The sequence below is a fragment of the Paenarthrobacter nitroguajacolicus genome, assembly GCF_031455195.1.
Classification (GTDB): domain Bacteria; phylum Actinomycetota; class Actinomycetes; order Actinomycetales; family Micrococcaceae; genus Arthrobacter; species Arthrobacter nitroguajacolicus_D.
The window spans coordinates 686,095-701,210 of record NZ_JAVDSH010000001.1; the positions used below are offsets into that span (position 1 = coordinate 686,095).

The window sequence follows — 15,116 nt, forward strand, 5'->3', positions numbered from 1 at the left end:
CGTGGCCGAGCATCCTATTCGTACCGCATTGGTTACGGGTGCCGCGCAGGGGCTTGGAGCGGCCATTGCCCGGAGGCTTCATGCTGACGGACTTCATGTCGCTCTCGCAGACCTGAACGCGACGGCGGCCGCTGCCCTGGCGATCGAGCTCGACCCGACTGGAGAGACAGCCCGGGCTATAGCCGTCGACGTATCCGACGTTGAGTCGGTGCGGAGTTGCTTCGCCGATCAGACGGCCGCATGGGGCCCCCCCGATGTCCTGGTGAACAACGCAGGGCGCACCCCGCGCGCATCGGTCTGGGAGATCACTCCTGACGAGTGGGACGATGTTTTGGGCACGAACCTTCGCAGTTATCTTCTGTTCTGCCAGCTCGCTGGCGCAGCCATGCGTGAGAAGGGGTGGGGGCGGATCGTTAACATGTCCTCGTTCGCCGGCCAGCAGGGAGGCCTGGTCGCCGGTGCGCATTATGCGGCCTCCAAAGCTGGAGCTCTCGTACTGACAAAAATCTTCGCACGCGAGCTTGCCCCCCATGGGGTGACGGTTAATGCTGTTAGCCCCGCTGCGATTCGCACACCTGCCATGGGCAGCGACGCGGATGCCGCTGAAGCGGGCCGCTCGCTTCCCACAGGACGGGTCGGGACCGCGGAGGAAGTTGCCGCGGCTGTGGCCTATTTGGTCGGGCCCGACAGCGGATTCGTCACTGGCGCCACGCTTGATATAAACGGCGGGGTTTTCATGCGCTGAGGCGTGACTGTGGTCTGTGCCGCTCGGCACAGACCACAGTCAGGGCCGAGCCATTGACCAGGAATATGCTCCGCTACTTGGCCGGTTTCAAAAGTTTTTTCATGGGAAAGCTGACCGCATCCTTGTCCCGAGCCGGGGACGTTGCAGCGTGCTCCTGCTTTGGCCAGCAGCCAACTATTCGTGACCTGCAAAGTTGCCTTGGTCGCTCCGAAATTGAAAGAAACCAATGAACGCATACTCTGCACCCTTCAATTCCCATCCACTAAAGGCCTGGCTGTTAAGCAGGGCGGGACGCGTCCAGTCTTCACATGACAGCCGCAGCGCCAGTCCAGCTTTCGGTATAGATGATCTTGTTGCATCCCCCTGGGTCGGGCTTCACCAAAGACACGAATTTCTACTTCACCATAGGCACGAGATGTTGGAGCCCGTTGTGGCAGCGGACCCGGGGTGGGATATCCTTTCGGTTCGTTGACACGTGGTCTTAGGGCGCTGTAAGAGTGTCATGATCCTTGTATCCGCCTGCGGCGGCCCGTGGCGGGTCCACTCGGTCCACGTCGTCGAAACCATCCTGGAGGACCTGTCCGGCGTCCCGTTCTGCCGCTTTGAACGTATATTTCACGACAGTGAGTAGAGCGACTTCATTCGCGGGTTGTCCGTGCCCGGGCTCAACTTGGTCCAACGAGCCCATCGGCCCATGGTGCCGGGTCGCTCCGGCGAAGCGGCGAGACCGAAATCGGGCCCCTTCGGACCGCTCCAACACAGCGAGGACTGGCGGTGACGTGTTTCCGGATCCAGCGAGAAACCAACGAGTCCATCGGAAAAGCGTCCATGACACCCAGTCGGAGTGCTGCCGGCCGGCCGTCGGCATTGCCCGGCGTGCCCATCCGACCCGCTTCTTGGAGCAGACCGACCAGATGCTGTGGCCGTTGTAAACGTAGGAACTTCGTTCTAGCCACGCCTTCCCCGGAGTTCCTCGGCAGTGCCAAAGAGATACGAAGGCCCTGGGCGTGAGCGTGGTCTGAGACCCAGACAAGGGAACGTGCATAACGCTGCGACATCAGCGACAACGCTCCCTGGATTATTTGCGCGGCATTCCCTCGGCGCCAAAGTGGCCTGAAGCGAGCAAAGCTTGATCCTATTGACCGTCGTCACCCTGGCAAACACGGTCGAAGGATAAGAATATGGCTGGAATCCGTCCGGGAACACAACCGTTAGTGCTTAACACTGCTTGTTGAGGGCCACCGCGCTTTAGGCCGTGGGGGTCGATAGATGCGCTTAGCTGTACAGCCTCATTGCGGGGGGCTGATAGCTGATTGTGGGGGCGCGAGCGTCGTCATGTTCGTCCGGCCACATTCTGTATAAACAGTCCTCGCCTATAAGCAGAAGCTTGCGTTCATAGGTGGCTTTTTCTCTGACCCAAACCACGTTGAGCTCGGGAGCGACCACCTCAATGTCTGCGCTATAGCTGCGCAGTATGCTGCGCACGAAGACAGGCTCACCTTGATTCAGTGTCTTCACGTCAAGCGGAGACTGCTGTGGGTCGGCCATGGGGAAGGCACCTTTCTTTGCGTCGGCAGTTGGGTGACACTTGGCGGTCGCCTTGTATGCCGAGGGAACGCATCGCTATTACTTCAGACCGTCACTAGAAGTGGGTCACGCGCCGTCGGGAGAATGGGAACCAGCCCCTCCACGGCAGCTAGGGACAGCCGGGCGTGATGTCAGACCGCCAGGGGCCAGGGAGTAATGTTGAATCCCCCGCTGCTACCCGATCATCCAACGGTTTAGTTCAATCTGCCGGTTGTCTGGGGCGTCGGCTGGTATGCGATGAATTTCCAATCGCCCAGCTCATTCACCCACACCGCAAGGGAACTGTTGTTCAGGGTTTTTTCGTGCCCCTCCACACTTAACTCTGCATTCATGTGACCCACAACCAGCGCCGTTCCTCCGACGATTAGGACATCCTCGACCGAGCGATCAATCCGGTGGTAGCGGAGGCTACCGCTGCGGAGTTTGCTCATATAACTCTCCAACGAATCTCGGTTCCCACCAGAGTGCGAATACACGAGTCGGGCGTGGCACAAGGCCTCGAATCGTTCATAGTCCTGATCAAGTACTGCCTGATAGCGCTGGTCTTCGAGACTGCGGATCAGAACCTGAGTGGCAGCGTCAGCATTCTTCATGGCGATTCCTGTGAGTTTGAGTTTGGGGGGCAGGAAGGCGAAATGGCTATTCCGGTAGTCATGCTTTTCTGCCGCAAGGTGGACGGTAGCTTCGCACACCGCGAACTGCAACGAGCTCCCGAACAAGAGATCGGGCAGCACATCGCAGACGAGGTGCTGATTTCAGTAGGAAATGACCTGTGGCTGGCCGAGCTGCTTGAGGCCCTCGAGTGCAAATTCGAGACCATAGCCTGAACTCTTGGCTCCGCCAAAAGGGACGCGGGGGTCCGCGACTGCATGCTTGTTGATCCATACAGTGCCCGCCTGGATTTTGCTCGCGATCTCTCGCGCAGTACTTATATTCGACGACCACACGGACGCTCCAAGTCCTACGTCGAGCCCGTTGGCCATCTTGAGGGCTTTCTCGACACTGCTGTACTTGATGATGGGCAAGGCGGGTCCGAACTGTTCCTCACTCACGAGGGGATTATTGTTGTCGATCTCTGCCACTAGTGTTACTGGGTAGAAATATCCTGCTTGGTCTGGGTCCGGGTTCCCTCCAGTTACGATGCGAGCACCGGAGTCACGGGCAGCCTCGACCAGGCGGCTCACAATGTCAAACTGAACCTTGTTCTGCAGCGGACCAAGCATGTTGCGCTCGTCCAGCCCTATGCCCATGGGGACCCGGGTAGCCACATCGGCTAGGGCGTCCACAACTTGATCATAAATGTCTTCGTGAACGTATAGGCGCTTAAGCGCCGCACAGGTCTGGCCTGTGTTGATGAACGCACCCCAGAACAGATTCTGGGCGATCGCCGCGGGATCGGCGTCGGGTAGGACGATGCCGGGGTCGTTCCCGCCCAGCTCGAGAGTCAAGCGCTTCACGGAATCTGCCGAAGAGCGGATGATGGCTTTACCGGTGGTTGTGGAGCCGGTGAACATGATTTTGCTGATCCCGGGGTGGCCGGTCAGGGCCGCCCCGACTTCGCTACCCCCCGAAATCACATGCATGACATCAGTTGGCAAAACGGTGTTGAGAACATGGGCCAAAGCCAGTACCGATAACGGGGTGTACTCGGAAGGCTTTACCACTACTGAATTGCCCATCTTCAAGGCCGGCGCTATCTGCCAAATAGCTATCATCATCGGCCAGTTCCACGGGCCTATAGCACCAACGACACCCAAAGGCTTGTAATGGAGCTCAGCCCGAGTATCCCCTTCATCGATGAGGATCTCGGGCCCGACTTCCATGGCAGCGGTAGCCCGCAACCAGCCGATGCAGCCTTGTACTTCAAAGCGGGCATTGGCTCCATTCAGTGGCTTTCCCTGCTCCCGGGAGAGCAGTTCGGCCAAGGCTTCTGCGTATATCTCAATAGCATCGGCGGCTCGGTTGAGGTACTCCGAGCGCTCACAATGGGATAGGAGTGCCCATCCCGGCTGGGCAGCGTGAGCCGCCGCGATGGCAGCCTGAAGATCATCTATATTGTGCTCCGGCGCCAAGCCAACTACAGCACCAGTCGCGGGATCATGAATCTCCCGGCCTCCCGCCTTGGGCTGGATCACGTCCAAGAGGTGTTCAAAGGTCCGGGTTTGAACCTGGGTATTCATATGTTGATCTCCCGTAATAGTTGTGAATGGAGAGGGATGCTAAGCACTCCGTCGAAAGACCAACGCATGAAAGGTTGGTCTGCGGGTCTGCCAGATGCTAAGCGTCCGCACAGTTACGTCTGTAAAGCGTCGCCCCTCTGAGGGACGCATGCCGCTGCAATGAGTTGGAGCAGCAGTGCATGCGGTCCTGTCCGTTCGTCATTAAAGTTATGCGGACGGCCAAGCCCTGTCTGCGCGCTATCTTCCGCCGCCTTTGCGCAATTCATTGCGTTTGCCCGCCATCCAGTCCGTGCTTTTGGGAATCAACACGATATGGAGAAAGCCGGAGCGTAGCTCGCACAGAAAACACCGGTTCCCCTGAGTAAGGGGGAACCGGTATTTTCTGTTTTCCAGAGCTCGAGCGCATCCTGTCCCGATCCGATGCCTAGAGCAGCTCGATGATGAGTTTCGGGGACTTTGACCTCGACACGCAGAGGGCGATCTGTGTACCCGATTCCTTTTCGGCTTTTGACAGGCAGTTGTCGCGATGATCCGGAACACCCTCAAGCAGACCGCTTACGCAGGAGCCACAAACACCCTCTTCGCAGGACTTGAAGACGTCGATGCCGTTGGCTTCGAGGACTGTCAGGATCGACGTGTCCGCTGGGATGTCGAACTTCTCTCCAGTGTCCAGTTCGACTTGGAATGCGGTGTCAGCGCTGGTGTCGATCTCTGTTCCGTGAAAGTGCTCAATGTGCACGTTCTCGGGACTCGCTACCGTCGTGAAGGTCTTCTCCACCTGCTCCATGAAAGGGACCGGACCACACGTGTAAACATGCGTACGCGCAGTTGTGCCGACGAAGATCTCAGAAAGCAACTGTGGCCGGCTCTCCCGTCGGGTACCGAAGTGGAACCTGACAAAGTCTCGGAACTCCGCTCGCTCCTCAAGAAAGTGCACGAATGCAGCTTCTTCGCGGGAACGGGCGAAGTAGTGCAATTCGAACTCCGCCCCACGCGAGAACAAGTCGTAGGCCATTGAAAGCAGCGGTGTGACACCGATGCCACCGGCCACTAGCAGGTGCCGGTCCGCTTCCTCAGCGATCTTCAGCAGATTTCGCGGCTTCCCAACGAGCAAACGGTCCCCGACCTTCACTTCGTGAAGTGCAGTGCTTCCGGTTCCTTGCGGTTCGCGTTTGACCGCGACCAATAGCGAGGACGGGTCACCTGGAGCGCTGCACAGTGAGTACTGGCGCAGAACGCCGGTCGGTCCCGTGATGTCTACATGCGCTCCAGCTTCAAAGGGCGTGAAGGGACGATCGTCCTCATGCGTGAGGCGTAACGAACGGATGGTGGTGGTTTCCTCGCAAATCTCGGCGACCCTGACTACGACGCCGGTCACAGCAGGAATCCCGCTGCCGGGGTCACGTCCTGGGCATCGACGAGCCGGACCACTTTGAGAACAAGCCGGTCCTCGCTTGGAGTTGTTCCGAAACGAACCCTGTACTCCACGTCGCCGGCCCAAACATGGTGTGTCCCACGCTTGTACGCCACAACGACCTGTGCCGCGCGCAGCAGAACCTCGCTGTCACTGACCTGGGCAGGGATGAATCTGCCAACAGTACGTACGGTCGTCGCCGCATCGACGGCCGAGATTGCGTATCCCTCGCTTAGACGCACAACGCGGGCGCGACGCAATTCGTCGTTGTCGAACACCATGTTCAAGTGACTGGCAAAGTCTTCCGTTTCCGGATTGATTGGGATGACGTAAATGCCGTCGCCGGCGTAGAGTTCCTGCCACTCCTCATAATTCTTGCGGTCCAAGAGCTCGGCCTCGTAATTGATGAGGTCAATGGCGCGGACAACGCGGGGATCAGAACTCGAGACGCCGGCATAGGTCAGCGGTCGCTTGTATGTGCTCCGTCCGGTGAGCCAAGCACCGGGCTTCACTTGCGTGGCAGCTGACTCAGTCATCGCTCATCATCTCCTTCCACTTGTTATAGGCGGCGCGCATCCCTGATTCGTCGGTGACATGTGATGTCGGCCAGTTCTCTGCCGACCTTGTCTCCCTGGCCAATCCACGGTTGACCATGATCGGGAGTTCGGGACCTCCCACCGAACCACGCTGAACGCGGTCCCAGCCCTCGGCGTCGTCCGGGGTGCCGAACCCGAACGGACCTTGAAAGTTCTCATGAGCGCGCATACGCTCCTGATTAACGCGGTCCACAATTTCCGGGGGTCCGTCGGGTCCGATTGCGACGTGTTCAATGATCGTTTCATCGACGGAAATCGGACGGAGGGTGCGGAAGAACGAGATAGACATCGAAACATTCGGGAACAGGTTCAAATTGAACCCGGTACCATGCATTGAGTAGACAAGCCTACGGATTTCATCCTCCGCCACACCGTTGGCACGCAGATCGGTGACGAGTCCATCGAATCGTTCCTGGAGAGGTTCCGTGCCGTCATCGGCGCTCAGATCAGAATGCTCTGGCACCATCTGCATCACCGAATGGCCGTTGCCAAGGACGTGGGTTATCGCGGCCGGGTCGGTCATGAAACTCATCATGTCGGCGGTTTCGCTGTCCACTGTCGCCATCCAAGACCGATGGACGATGGGGAAGTGGTAGCCGTCTGTGGTGTTTTCCAACTGGATCTTCCAGTTGCCCTTGAACGTGAACCTATGTGTACCTAACACTTTCAGCGGGTAGCCGGCGCCTTGGGCCATGAAACGATCGATCCAAAGTTTCACATCGCCCAGAAACTCTTCCAATGGCTCGATGTCGTGGTTGAAGGTTGCGAAGATCATTCCGTTGTACTGTTCGGTACGCAGCTTTTTCAAGCCCATGCTGGCCTTGTCGATGATCCCTTCGTAGCCGTCCGGGTAGGGGATGCCGCGCAGAGTGCCGTCAAGTCCATAAGACCAGGCGTGATAGGGACATGTGAATCCGTTGACAACACCCGACCGGGTTTCGCAAACCGTTGCACCCCGGTGTCGGCAACGGTTTAGAAGTGTATGAATGTTGCCTTTGCGGTCCCGTGAGACGATCACCGGCTGCCTGCCGACGTAGGTCGACTTAAAGGCGCCGGCCCTCGGCACTTCGCTAACGTGCGCCACCCAAACCCAGGTGCGCTCAAAAATCTTCGTCATCTCCTGTTCGAAGATCTCCGGGTCGGTATACATCCGCCCGGCGACGCGATCATCGAGCACCAGCTCTTTGGGCTCCAGCTTGTAGATGTTTTCTTCGGTGAACTCGGCGGTCATCGCATGCCTCCCATCCGTATCGTGGGCTCCACGTTGCCGCCGATTTGGCGGTTGGAGCGTCTCTTTCAGCGTATGGACAGTGTCCCGGGTCCGGAATGCGGGAAGACCGTAGTGCGGCTACGGACTTCCTTAGTAATGGAGGGGAAACTACGACTGCCCCAAGCGGCCGCGCCGCCATAGTCTGGCCATATGCTGGCCCATGATGGATCCTCGCAACCGTGCTCAGAAGAGCTTGTCCATGCCCTCGCGGTGCCCCTTGCCTGCGCCGAAAACTATCTCGCAGGCGTTCGGATACACACGTTGTCCATGGGATGCCAACCGGATGCATCGGACAACAGGGACTTCCGACTTCTGCTTTCTGTGGGTATTCAAGGCGCGATCAGCGATCTGGAGCGGGCGGCAACGATCATCTCCGCCTATGCCACGGCACAGGATGCTGCGACCTGGGCTCCCTCACCGGCTGCGGCCCGGCTGGACACCACAGGGCACGCCGCCGTTTCACTTCCCGATCATTCCGAAAATGACGACCGTAAAGGAGGCCGCTAATGCTTCGGCTTGACACCCCCGACGACCAGCGGAGAATGACGCTGGTGTGCTACAATGACACTTTTGGCTACGGCTGGAAGCACGTCGACCTGTTCACGCACGACCTGGACGGCAACGAACTTAACTGGGTGCACTGGGGTGTGCCCGAGGACGGACCCGACTCGGCGGATAAGGCGACCGCCCGCATCGAGCCAACGCTCAAGCGGGTATCCGAGTGGCGGCACCTTGTCAGCCCAGTTGGCCAGGACTACTGGCTCGCTCAAGTCGAATGGGATAACGAGTGAATTTGTTCCAGCCGTGGCCGCTCGCCCAGCTCGTCCACTCCCTGAGGACCGGTCGAACTGACATCGAGTCGGTCTACGCTCGTGCACGCGGGCGTGTGGCGGACACCGAGGACACCGTGCGAGCCTGGGTGGAATTCGCTCCAGCCGTCCCGGTGCGATCATCTGGATCATTACGTGGAGTGCCGATCGGCGTCAAGGACATCATCGATCTTCGCGGGCTGCCTACACGGTGCGGTTCGTCACTTCGTAAGAATCACGATCCGGCGGAAACCGATGCCGCGATCGTGCAAGCCTGGCGGTCGGCAGGCGCATCACCTCTTGGAAAAACGGTCACTACGGAATTCGCCTTCTTCTCCCCGGGGCCAACCGATAACCCGGCCGCCCCCGGCCATACTCCAGGCGGCTCCTCCAGCGGCTCTGCCGCTGCCGTTGCAGCAGGTCAAGTCCCCCTCGCGATCGGCTCGCAGACAGCAGGTTCAGTGATCCGCCCGGCGTCCTACTGCGGAGTTGCGGCGATGGTTTTGACCCGCGAACGGTTTCCCACGGACGGCGTCGTCGGCCTTTCCGAAAGCCTGGATAGCCACGGATTCTTTACCGCTGGCGTAAGCGATCTAACTGTCGCATGGTCAGCTCTGTCTGGCGAGCGCGTACCGCCGCCCTCTCCCCCGCGTATCCTGCTCTGGCAGGTAAACATCGGCGACGTCTCGGACGCCATGGCCGAGGCTGTCCAACGGTCCGGACACATGCTGGCAGCGTCCGGTGCCGAGGTATCTGAGTTTAGTGACAACGAATTGATAGCGGAATTGGCCGAGGCACACCCGGTCGTGATGGCCTACGAGGCCGCCCGTGAGCGTTCCGTGGAATTAGAGCACGCTGACCAGCTCAGTACTGCACTCCGTGAACTTCTGGTGGGAGGGAGCCATGTCTCGGATGCAGATTACACAGACGCACGTGAACTGATCAGACAGGGAAGCGCACGAATCCGCGAATTAATCGGTCATAGCTCCATAATCCTCGGCCCCGGTGCCTTGGGTGCCGCTCCGGATGGCCACTCCGCTACCGGCGACCCACTACTCAGCAGACCCTGGCAGGCACTTGGCCTGCCCGTAACGGCCATCCCGGGGCTGAGGGACGGACAGGGTCTGCCTTTGGGGCTGCAGGTGGTCGCTGCCCCCGGCGCCGAAGCACAGCTTCTGGCCGGCGCTGCATGGGTGGAAGAGCAGATCAGACGCTAACGCGGTGCAGGTAGCAGTCTCGGACGAGGCGTCCAAGACTGTCTGAACCCGTTTTGGCCCTGATACGTGCACGGTGTACATCAATCGTTTTTACGCTGGATCCCAATGCGGCCGCGATCTGTTGGCTGGCGTGCCCCTCCATGACGAACCGGAGCACCTCGCGTTCGCGCGGCGTCAAGCTCTGGATTCGTGCGCCGAGTGCCCGCTGCTCGTCGCGGGCAGCAAAGGAGCGCCCAGCTACAGTGACCTGCTGCTGGACCGCCTCGACCATGACCTGCGGTTCGTAGGGCTTCTCAAAGAAGTCAGCGGCCCCGCAGCGCATAGCGCGGACGGTCGTGGTGACGTCTCCATGCGCGGAACAAAACAACACGGGTGCGGGATACCCCTTGATTGCGAGATGTTCCTGCAGCTGCAGCCCGCTGAGGCCACGCATTCGAGCTTCAAGGATGACAACCGCGGGTTCGTCCTCGTCGAGCTCGTTGAGAAAGGTCGCCGCATCGGGATAGGTCAGAGCATCAATCCCAACACTACTTAGCAAGTACGCCAGTGACTTGCTAAATTTCTCATCGTTGTCAACGATGTGCACAACCGGCGCGCTTTCGAGCGGATGCACCGGGATGTCGTAAATCCCATTTCGGCCGGACATTGCAACCTACTCGTTCATGAGCACTGACGCGGAGGGAAACGCGTCCGCGAAGTTCTTCGGCAGGGGAGCTACGAAGACGTTCTCAGTGCGGTTTCGCGTATAGCGCCACACGCCTTCGTCCTTACGGAATGCGTTGTTCAACCGGCTTGAACGAAGCAGAGCCGTGCCATCGGAATAGAGCCAGGGCTGCATATGAATCCACTGCCCCGTCGCAGTGTCGCCGTCTACGTGAATTTGCTCCGAAGTCAGGTAGTGCGCGTTGAGCAGGAGTGAGGGATTCCGGTCCTCAGCCCAAAATGATTGAAAGTGACTCTTGATGGCAGCCTTGCCCTCCGCCCGGCCAAACTGGTTGTCGTAATACTCCCCAACGCCCTCCCACACGGCGTCCTCGGCAAATAGCTCGAGGATGAGTTCGATGCGCGCCGAGTCATCGGACACGTGAGCCTCAGGAACGGGGGTGTCGCAGAGGAACATGTACCGCGCCTGCAGACGACGGATATCCGCTTCTGCTTCAAGGACCTCCACGCGCCTTTGCAGACCGGCGAGATCGTTAGTGTGATCAACCATTTGTACTCCCTCAATAAGTGGTACTCGTCCAACTCAGATAGGCGGAACGGTAAGGACTTTCACTGAGGCTAGGCGAGCCGATGGTGTCTACGCGCCGTGCCGGTTCGTTCAGCGAACCGGCGTCCGCTGCAACGCCCGGGAGATCTCGGCTGAGGCGCCCCATAACGCACTGAGTGTTGAAAGGTCGTCCGAGCGGCCAACGGCGACTGTTGCTGAGATGACGGCAATAACGTGTGAACGGGCCGGCGAGTGCACCGGGACGGCCAGGGTCTTCGCGCCAGGCACTACCAGACCATGTTCGCTGGCCCATCGCCGGTCGCGGATCATCGCCAACTCCGTCCGAAGATCGTCCGGGACTGCCGGATCATCATCGCGCATCCAGTAGGCCTGGAGCACTCGTCCCGACACTGTTTGGTCGGCAGGTACAGACGTGCCTACGGCGGCAAGGATCGCAATTTCGCGGCGCCCGCCAATGCGGTCCAAATACACGACGTCGTCGCCGTGCGGTATGGCAAGGTGCACCACAAGCGCCTTTGTCGCAGCCCGGAGGTCCACGAGGGTCGGGCGGGCGACAGTGCGAAGTCTGGATGGGCCCGGCACGAGCTGTCCCATCTCGTAGAGCCACCAACCAAGCTGGTACCCCCTTGGGGTCTTCACCAGCAGCCCGTGCCCAACCAGCTGTTCGGCTAGGCGGAAGGTACTGGCTTTCGAGACGCCGGAACGCCGCGAAAGCTCAGTCAACCCGAGGGTGTGAACACTTCCGGAGAAGGCGTCAAGGAGCAATCGGACCTTACTCAGCACTGAGTCCTCGGGCTCTGACGATGCAGAGATTCCCCCCTTTCTGGGTGGCTGCACCGTTGACTCGTCCATAAGCCCAAGTCTACGGCTACCAACGCACTCCGGTTCGCTCACCAAACCGCGCTAGGGCGGTCGGTCTGTCCGTCCAATAAAAAGGGAGAACTGGTTCCAACCCGTGGCCTACATCCGTTCTTCCAAACGGTCTACGGTCGGCGTTACAGAGTAAAGGGGAGGGAGTTCTGCCCTCGCACCTCCGACATATCCGCTAGCTGAACGTGAGAAACCCATGTCCTTTTCATGAAAAATGCGCCCCGACTGAGGACGACCAAGCGCAGTGCCAGGTTTTCGAGGAGTCGTTGGTGCATCAACCACAGCGCGCCCAAAACGGTCGGCTTCGTCGTTCCTACAGGACGACCAGCCAGGGCACGCCAACATCGAGGCCTTGACATGATGTCTCTTACCAGAAGTTGGCGGACAACGGCTCCATCCGACAATGGCGACCAAAGGGTCTCCCGGACTACACCCCTACACCTGCTATATCCGCAGGTTCCTTTTCGAAAGAGTTATGTCATGACAATGGAGTTCACGCACGAAACACTAGGGCAACGTGTCCTGTTCGGCACAGGTCAGGCCGCCGAAAATGTGGCTTCGGAACTTGCCCTACTTGGTGCGACACAGGCGATGGTCATCGCCGCACCCCCAGAGCGGACCCTGGCAGAAGCTGTCACGGCGTCCATTGTCCCAGCCCTGCTATGGGACGAGGTTGTCCAGCATGTTCCGGCCGACGTGGCTCTGCGTGCCCGCGAGGCGGCCGCGGAGAACGATATCGACGTCATTCTTTCGGTTGGGGGTGGCTCCACAACTGGGCTGGCCAAAGCAGTTGCTCTGGCCACCGGGATTCCGATCGTTGCGGTGCCCACCACATACGCCGGGTCTGAAGCCACCAACGTCTGGGGGCTGACCGAGGATCGCACCAAACGCACGGGGGTCGACGGTCGCGTGCTGCCACGTACGGTGGTTTATGACGCCGATCTGTCCAAGACGCTGCCCGTGGGACTGTCTATCGCGTCCGGGCTCAATGGCCTGGCCCACTGCATTGATTCACTATGGGCTCCGCGCACAGACCCAATCAATCAGGCACTGGCCCTTGAAGGGGCCCGGGCTCTAAATGTGGCTCTCCGGGGGATCGTTGTCGATCCCGATGACATCGCGGCCCGGGAGCAGGCGCTATATGGGTGTTATCTGGCGGCAGTTTCTTTCGCCTCGGCGGGATCAGGACTGCACCACAAGATTTGCCATGTGCTCGGCGGCACTTTCGATCTGCCGCACGCCCAAACCCATGCCACCGTGCTCCCCTACGTGTTGGCATTCAATGCACCTTCTATTCCCGAACTGGCCGGTAGGCTAGCCGCGGCTCTAAGCCATACTGCGAGGACCGACGGTAAGGACAGCCTGAATGTGAGTCCGGACGGTCGCTCGGGGGCCTATGCCTCTAGTGGGCCCGCGATGGCCTTGGAAGCACTCCGGGACTTGTATGCGGAAATCGACGCGCCGCTCCAACTCGCGGACTACGGTTTCACCCTTGCCGACATTCCCGAGGCCGCAGAACGGATAGTCGCCGCCACCCCGGCCTCTAACCCGGTTCCGGTAGACGTGGAGGACATTTCTACCCTTCTCGCCAACGCCCTGAATGGCTCGATTCCGGCGATAACTGCCCCGGTCGCGCTTTGATCCGCTGCGAAACAAACACGAGAAGGACTTCGATGACCAACACCACAACGACCGCGATCAGCCCCGAGCAACAGCAGATTGAGCAGCAGCTCACAGAACAAGTTATTGCCTCCTTCGACAACTGTGATCAGCCGCGGCTAAAACAGCTGTTGCAGTCCCTGACGAAGCACTTGCACGCCTTCATCCGCGAAGTCCGTCTGACCGAGGACGAATGGAACGCAGCGATCGCCTTTCTTACCGCCGCCGGACACATTACGGACGACAAGCGGCAAGAGTTCATTCTGTTCTCGGATGTATTGGGTGCCTCCATGCAGACCATTGCGGTTAATAACCAAGCAGTTGGCAACGCCACGGAGTCCACTGTCTTTGGACCCTTCTTCACCGAGGATGCCCCGCGAATACCACAGGGCGGAGATATCGCCAGCGGTGCAGCCGGCGAACCCTGCTGGGTTGAAGGCACCGTGCGAGACACTGAGAACAATCCTGTGCCCCGTGCGCGCATTGAGGTTTGGGAAGCTGACGAGGACGGGTTCTACGATGTGCAGTACGCCGACGGCCGCACTGCAGGGCGGGCTTGGCTTTTGGCCGATGAAAATGGGGCCTTCAGGTTCTGGGGCCTGACGCCCACCCCGTACCCGATTCCCCACGATGGGCCGGTGGGCAAAATGCTGAAGGCCGTGCACCGCTCGCCGTTTCGGGCCTCCCACCTGCACTTTATGGTCATGGCACCCGGCTACCGGACACTCGTCACGCACATTTTTGTCGAGGGAGATCCGCAGCTGGAGGTCGGAGATTCTGTGTTCGGCGTGAAGGAATCCCTGATCAAAAAGTTCGAACAACAACCTGTTGGGACCCCTACCCCGGACGGCCGGGACTTGGGAAACATAACTTGGGCTCGCACCAGGTTCGACATCGTCCTCACCCGCGAAAACAGCTAACGCCGCATCGGAAGGTCCGTCAGGCAGGCCACCCGGAGTCGTGAGGGCCCGGGCTGGCCTGCCGACGGGAATGAACAAAGACTGCAACCCCTAAAGGTCCCCTTAAGCGAGTTCGGGGCTGGAAAAATTTGCAGGCATGAGGGATGACAACCGCGGATTTATCGGCTGTCTACACACAGACGCTGAGCGAACGCCTCTCTAGATACCCCGGAACTGAGGCGGCCCGGGGATTTCACGGTGACGGCGCCGGGGGCAGCGGTAGTCTCGGAGGGTACGTCGACGGTTCTTCTGGCATCCACGACCAACGCCGCGGACTGTCTTGGGGAAGCTGTGGTCGTCAACAGCGGTGACTTCCGGTGCCCGGCTGCAGGCATGAGGTGCCCCGGATGCTGCTGCTACCAGGCGAGGACTTTATTCTGCTGTACTCCGGCGAGTCATCTTCCCGGACTTACTTGCGATGGTTCGACTCCATATAGGTTCACGGCGAGGGGCCCCCAGCACGCGACCAAGATTAGCAACTGCCAACAGAGCTGCCATCGCCAAAACCAGAGTGCTTCAATTGTCGGGATATCACCCGTTGACGAACCAAGAAACATATCTAACTGTCGCTGACCACGA

General features: G+C 59.5%; 16 protein-coding genes. 7 read left to right on the forward strand and 9 right to left on the reverse strand.

The annotated features are described in order from the left end of the window. Window position 1: 1 nt before the first annotated feature. Together J2Y68_RS03165 and J2Y68_RS03170 are read left to right on the forward strand one after the other, a co-directional pair. Window positions 2-745 (forward strand): SDR family oxidoreductase, encoded by a 744-nt coding sequence (locus J2Y68_RS03165; protein WP_309989570.1) that lies wholly within the window; start codon window positions 2-4, stop codon window positions 743-745. 502 nt (window positions 746-1,247) lie between these two features. Then, window positions 1,248-1,376: a hypothetical protein gene (locus tag J2Y68_RS03170; protein ID WP_309989573.1), complete on the forward strand. Its 129-nt coding sequence runs from the start codon at window positions 1,248-1,250 to the stop codon at window positions 1,374-1,376. 644 nt (window positions 1,377-2,020) lie between these two features. On the opposite strand, the gene J2Y68_RS03175 is transcribed toward J2Y68_RS03170, so the two are convergent. From J2Y68_RS03175 to J2Y68_RS03200, 6 genes are all read right to left on the reverse strand, one after another. Then, window positions 2,021-2,293, reverse strand: a complete 273-nt coding sequence (locus J2Y68_RS03175) for a hypothetical protein (RefSeq protein ID WP_309989576.1) — start codon at window positions 2,291-2,293, stop codon at window positions 2,021-2,023. A gap of 233 nt (window positions 2,294-2,526) precedes the next feature. Beyond that, window positions 2,527-3,066 carry a nuclear transport factor 2 family protein gene (locus tag J2Y68_RS03180; RefSeq protein WP_309989578.1) on the reverse strand — a complete coding sequence of 180 codons (540 nt, stop codon included), beginning with the start codon at window positions 3,064-3,066 and terminating at the stop codon, window positions 2,527-2,529. Window positions 3,067-3,087: 21 nt separating this feature from the next. Then, window positions 3,088-4,512 carry an aldehyde dehydrogenase family protein gene (locus tag J2Y68_RS03185; protein ID WP_309989582.1) on the reverse strand — a complete coding sequence of 475 codons (1,425 nt, stop codon included), beginning with the start codon at window positions 4,510-4,512 and terminating at the stop codon, window positions 3,088-3,090. 424 nt (window positions 4,513-4,936) lie between these two features. Further along, window positions 4,937-5,890: a PDR/VanB family oxidoreductase gene (locus tag J2Y68_RS03190; protein WP_309989585.1), complete on the reverse strand. Its 954-nt coding sequence runs from the start codon at window positions 5,888-5,890 to the stop codon at window positions 4,937-4,939. Next, window positions 5,887-6,462 carry an aromatic-ring-hydroxylating dioxygenase subunit beta gene (locus tag J2Y68_RS03195; protein ID WP_309989588.1) on the reverse strand — a complete coding sequence of 192 codons (576 nt, stop codon included), beginning with the start codon at window positions 6,460-6,462 and terminating at the stop codon, window positions 5,887-5,889. The genes J2Y68_RS03190 and J2Y68_RS03195 overlap by 4 nt, the downstream gene beginning before the upstream one ends. Further along, complete coding sequence (locus tag J2Y68_RS03200; protein WP_309989590.1) at window positions 6,455-7,753, reverse strand: aromatic ring-hydroxylating oxygenase subunit alpha; 1,299 nt, start codon at window positions 7,751-7,753, stop codon at window positions 6,455-6,457. The genes J2Y68_RS03195 and J2Y68_RS03200 overlap by 8 nt, the downstream gene beginning before the upstream one ends. Before the next feature lie 189 nt (window positions 7,754-7,942). Here J2Y68_RS03200 and J2Y68_RS03205 point away from each other — a divergent pair, with 189 nt between their 5' ends. Genes J2Y68_RS03205 through J2Y68_RS03215 form a run of 3 tightly spaced genes read left to right on the forward strand, consistent with a single transcriptional unit; the run spans window position 7,943 to window position 9,818 of the window. After that, window positions 7,943-8,299: a hypothetical protein gene (locus tag J2Y68_RS03205; protein ID WP_309989593.1), complete on the forward strand. Its 357-nt coding sequence runs from the start codon at window positions 7,943-7,945 to the stop codon at window positions 8,297-8,299. Further along, a complete protein-coding gene (locus J2Y68_RS03210) occupies window positions 8,299-8,583 on the forward strand; it encodes a hypothetical protein (RefSeq protein ID WP_309989596.1) in 285 nt (94 codons plus the stop codon). Before J2Y68_RS03205 ends, J2Y68_RS03210 begins: the two co-directional genes overlap by 1 nt. Next, complete coding sequence (locus tag J2Y68_RS03215; protein ID WP_309989599.1) at window positions 8,580-9,818, forward strand: amidase; 1,239 nt, start codon at window positions 8,580-8,582, stop codon at window positions 9,816-9,818. The genes J2Y68_RS03210 and J2Y68_RS03215 overlap by 4 nt, the downstream gene beginning before the upstream one ends. On the opposite strand, the gene J2Y68_RS03220 is transcribed toward J2Y68_RS03215, so the two are convergent. From J2Y68_RS03220 to J2Y68_RS03230, 3 genes are all read right to left on the reverse strand, one after another. Further along, window positions 9,808-10,464, reverse strand: a complete 657-nt coding sequence (locus J2Y68_RS03220) for a response regulator transcription factor (RefSeq protein ID WP_309989602.1) — start codon at window positions 10,462-10,464, stop codon at window positions 9,808-9,810. The two genes, J2Y68_RS03215 and J2Y68_RS03220, sit on opposite strands and share 11 nt — an antisense overlap. A 6-nt stretch (window positions 10,465-10,470) precedes the next feature. After that, complete coding sequence (locus J2Y68_RS03225) at window positions 10,471-11,031, reverse strand: nuclear transport factor 2 family protein (RefSeq protein WP_309989604.1); 561 nt, start codon at window positions 11,029-11,031, stop codon at window positions 10,471-10,473. Window positions 11,032-11,139: 108 nt separating this feature from the next. Then, on the reverse strand, window positions 11,140-11,901 hold the full coding sequence (locus J2Y68_RS03230) for an IclR family transcriptional regulator (protein WP_309989607.1): 762 nt from the start codon (window positions 11,899-11,901) through the stop codon (window positions 11,140-11,142). 498 nt (window positions 11,902-12,399) lie between these two features. Here J2Y68_RS03230 and J2Y68_RS03235 point away from each other — a divergent pair, with 498 nt between their 5' ends. Together J2Y68_RS03235 and J2Y68_RS03240 are read left to right on the forward strand one after the other, a co-directional pair. Beyond that, complete coding sequence (locus tag J2Y68_RS03235; protein WP_309989609.1) at window positions 12,400-13,560, forward strand: maleylacetate reductase; 1,161 nt, start codon at window positions 12,400-12,402, stop codon at window positions 13,558-13,560. A gap of 32 nt (window positions 13,561-13,592) precedes the next feature. Beyond that, the gene (locus J2Y68_RS03240) at window positions 13,593-14,498 is read left to right on the forward strand and encodes an intradiol ring-cleavage dioxygenase (protein WP_309989612.1); all 906 of its coding nucleotides are present in this window, start codon (window positions 13,593-13,595) and stop codon (window positions 14,496-14,498) included. Window positions 14,499-15,116 lie beyond the last annotated feature (618 nt).

Bases quoted from the DNA above. Each gene is read 5' to 3' on its own strand.
- J2Y68_RS03170 (WP_309989573.1), top strand. From the start codon at position 1,248: ATGATCCTTGTATCCGCCTGCGGCGGCCCGTGGCGGGTCCACTCGGTC.
- J2Y68_RS03175 (WP_309989576.1), bottom strand. From the start codon at position 2,293: ATGGCCGACCCACAGCAGTCTCCGCTTGACGTGAAGACACTGAATCAA.
- J2Y68_RS03185 (WP_309989582.1), bottom strand. From the start codon at position 4,512: ATGAATACCCAGGTTCAAACCCGGACCTTTGAACACCTCTTGGACGTG.
- J2Y68_RS03195 (WP_309989588.1), bottom strand. From the start codon at position 6,462: ATGACTGAGTCAGCTGCCACGCAAGTGAAGCCCGGTGCTTGGCTCACC.
- J2Y68_RS03200 (WP_309989590.1), bottom strand. From the start codon at position 7,753: ATGACCGCCGAGTTCACCGAAGAAAACATCTACAAGCTGGAGCCCAAA.
- J2Y68_RS03205 (WP_309989593.1), top strand. From the start codon at position 7,943: ATGCTGGCCCATGATGGATCCTCGCAACCGTGCTCAGAAGAGCTTGTC.
- J2Y68_RS03210 (WP_309989596.1), top strand. From the start codon at position 8,299: ATGCTTCGGCTTGACACCCCCGACGACCAGCGGAGAATGACGCTGGTG.
- J2Y68_RS03220 (WP_309989602.1), bottom strand. From the start codon at position 10,464: ATGTCCGGCCGAAATGGGATTTACGACATCCCGGTGCATCCGCTCGAA.
- J2Y68_RS03225 (WP_309989604.1), bottom strand. From the start codon at position 11,031: ATGGTTGATCACACTAACGATCTCGCCGGTCTGCAAAGGCGCGTGGAG.
- J2Y68_RS03230 (WP_309989607.1), bottom strand. From the start codon at position 11,901: ATGGACGAGTCAACGGTGCAGCCACCCAGAAAGGGGGGAATCTCTGCA.
- J2Y68_RS03235 (WP_309989609.1), top strand. From the start codon at position 12,400: ATGACAATGGAGTTCACGCACGAAACACTAGGGCAACGTGTCCTGTTC.
- J2Y68_RS03240 (WP_309989612.1), top strand. From the start codon at position 13,593: ATGACCAACACCACAACGACCGCGATCAGCCCCGAGCAACAGCAGATT.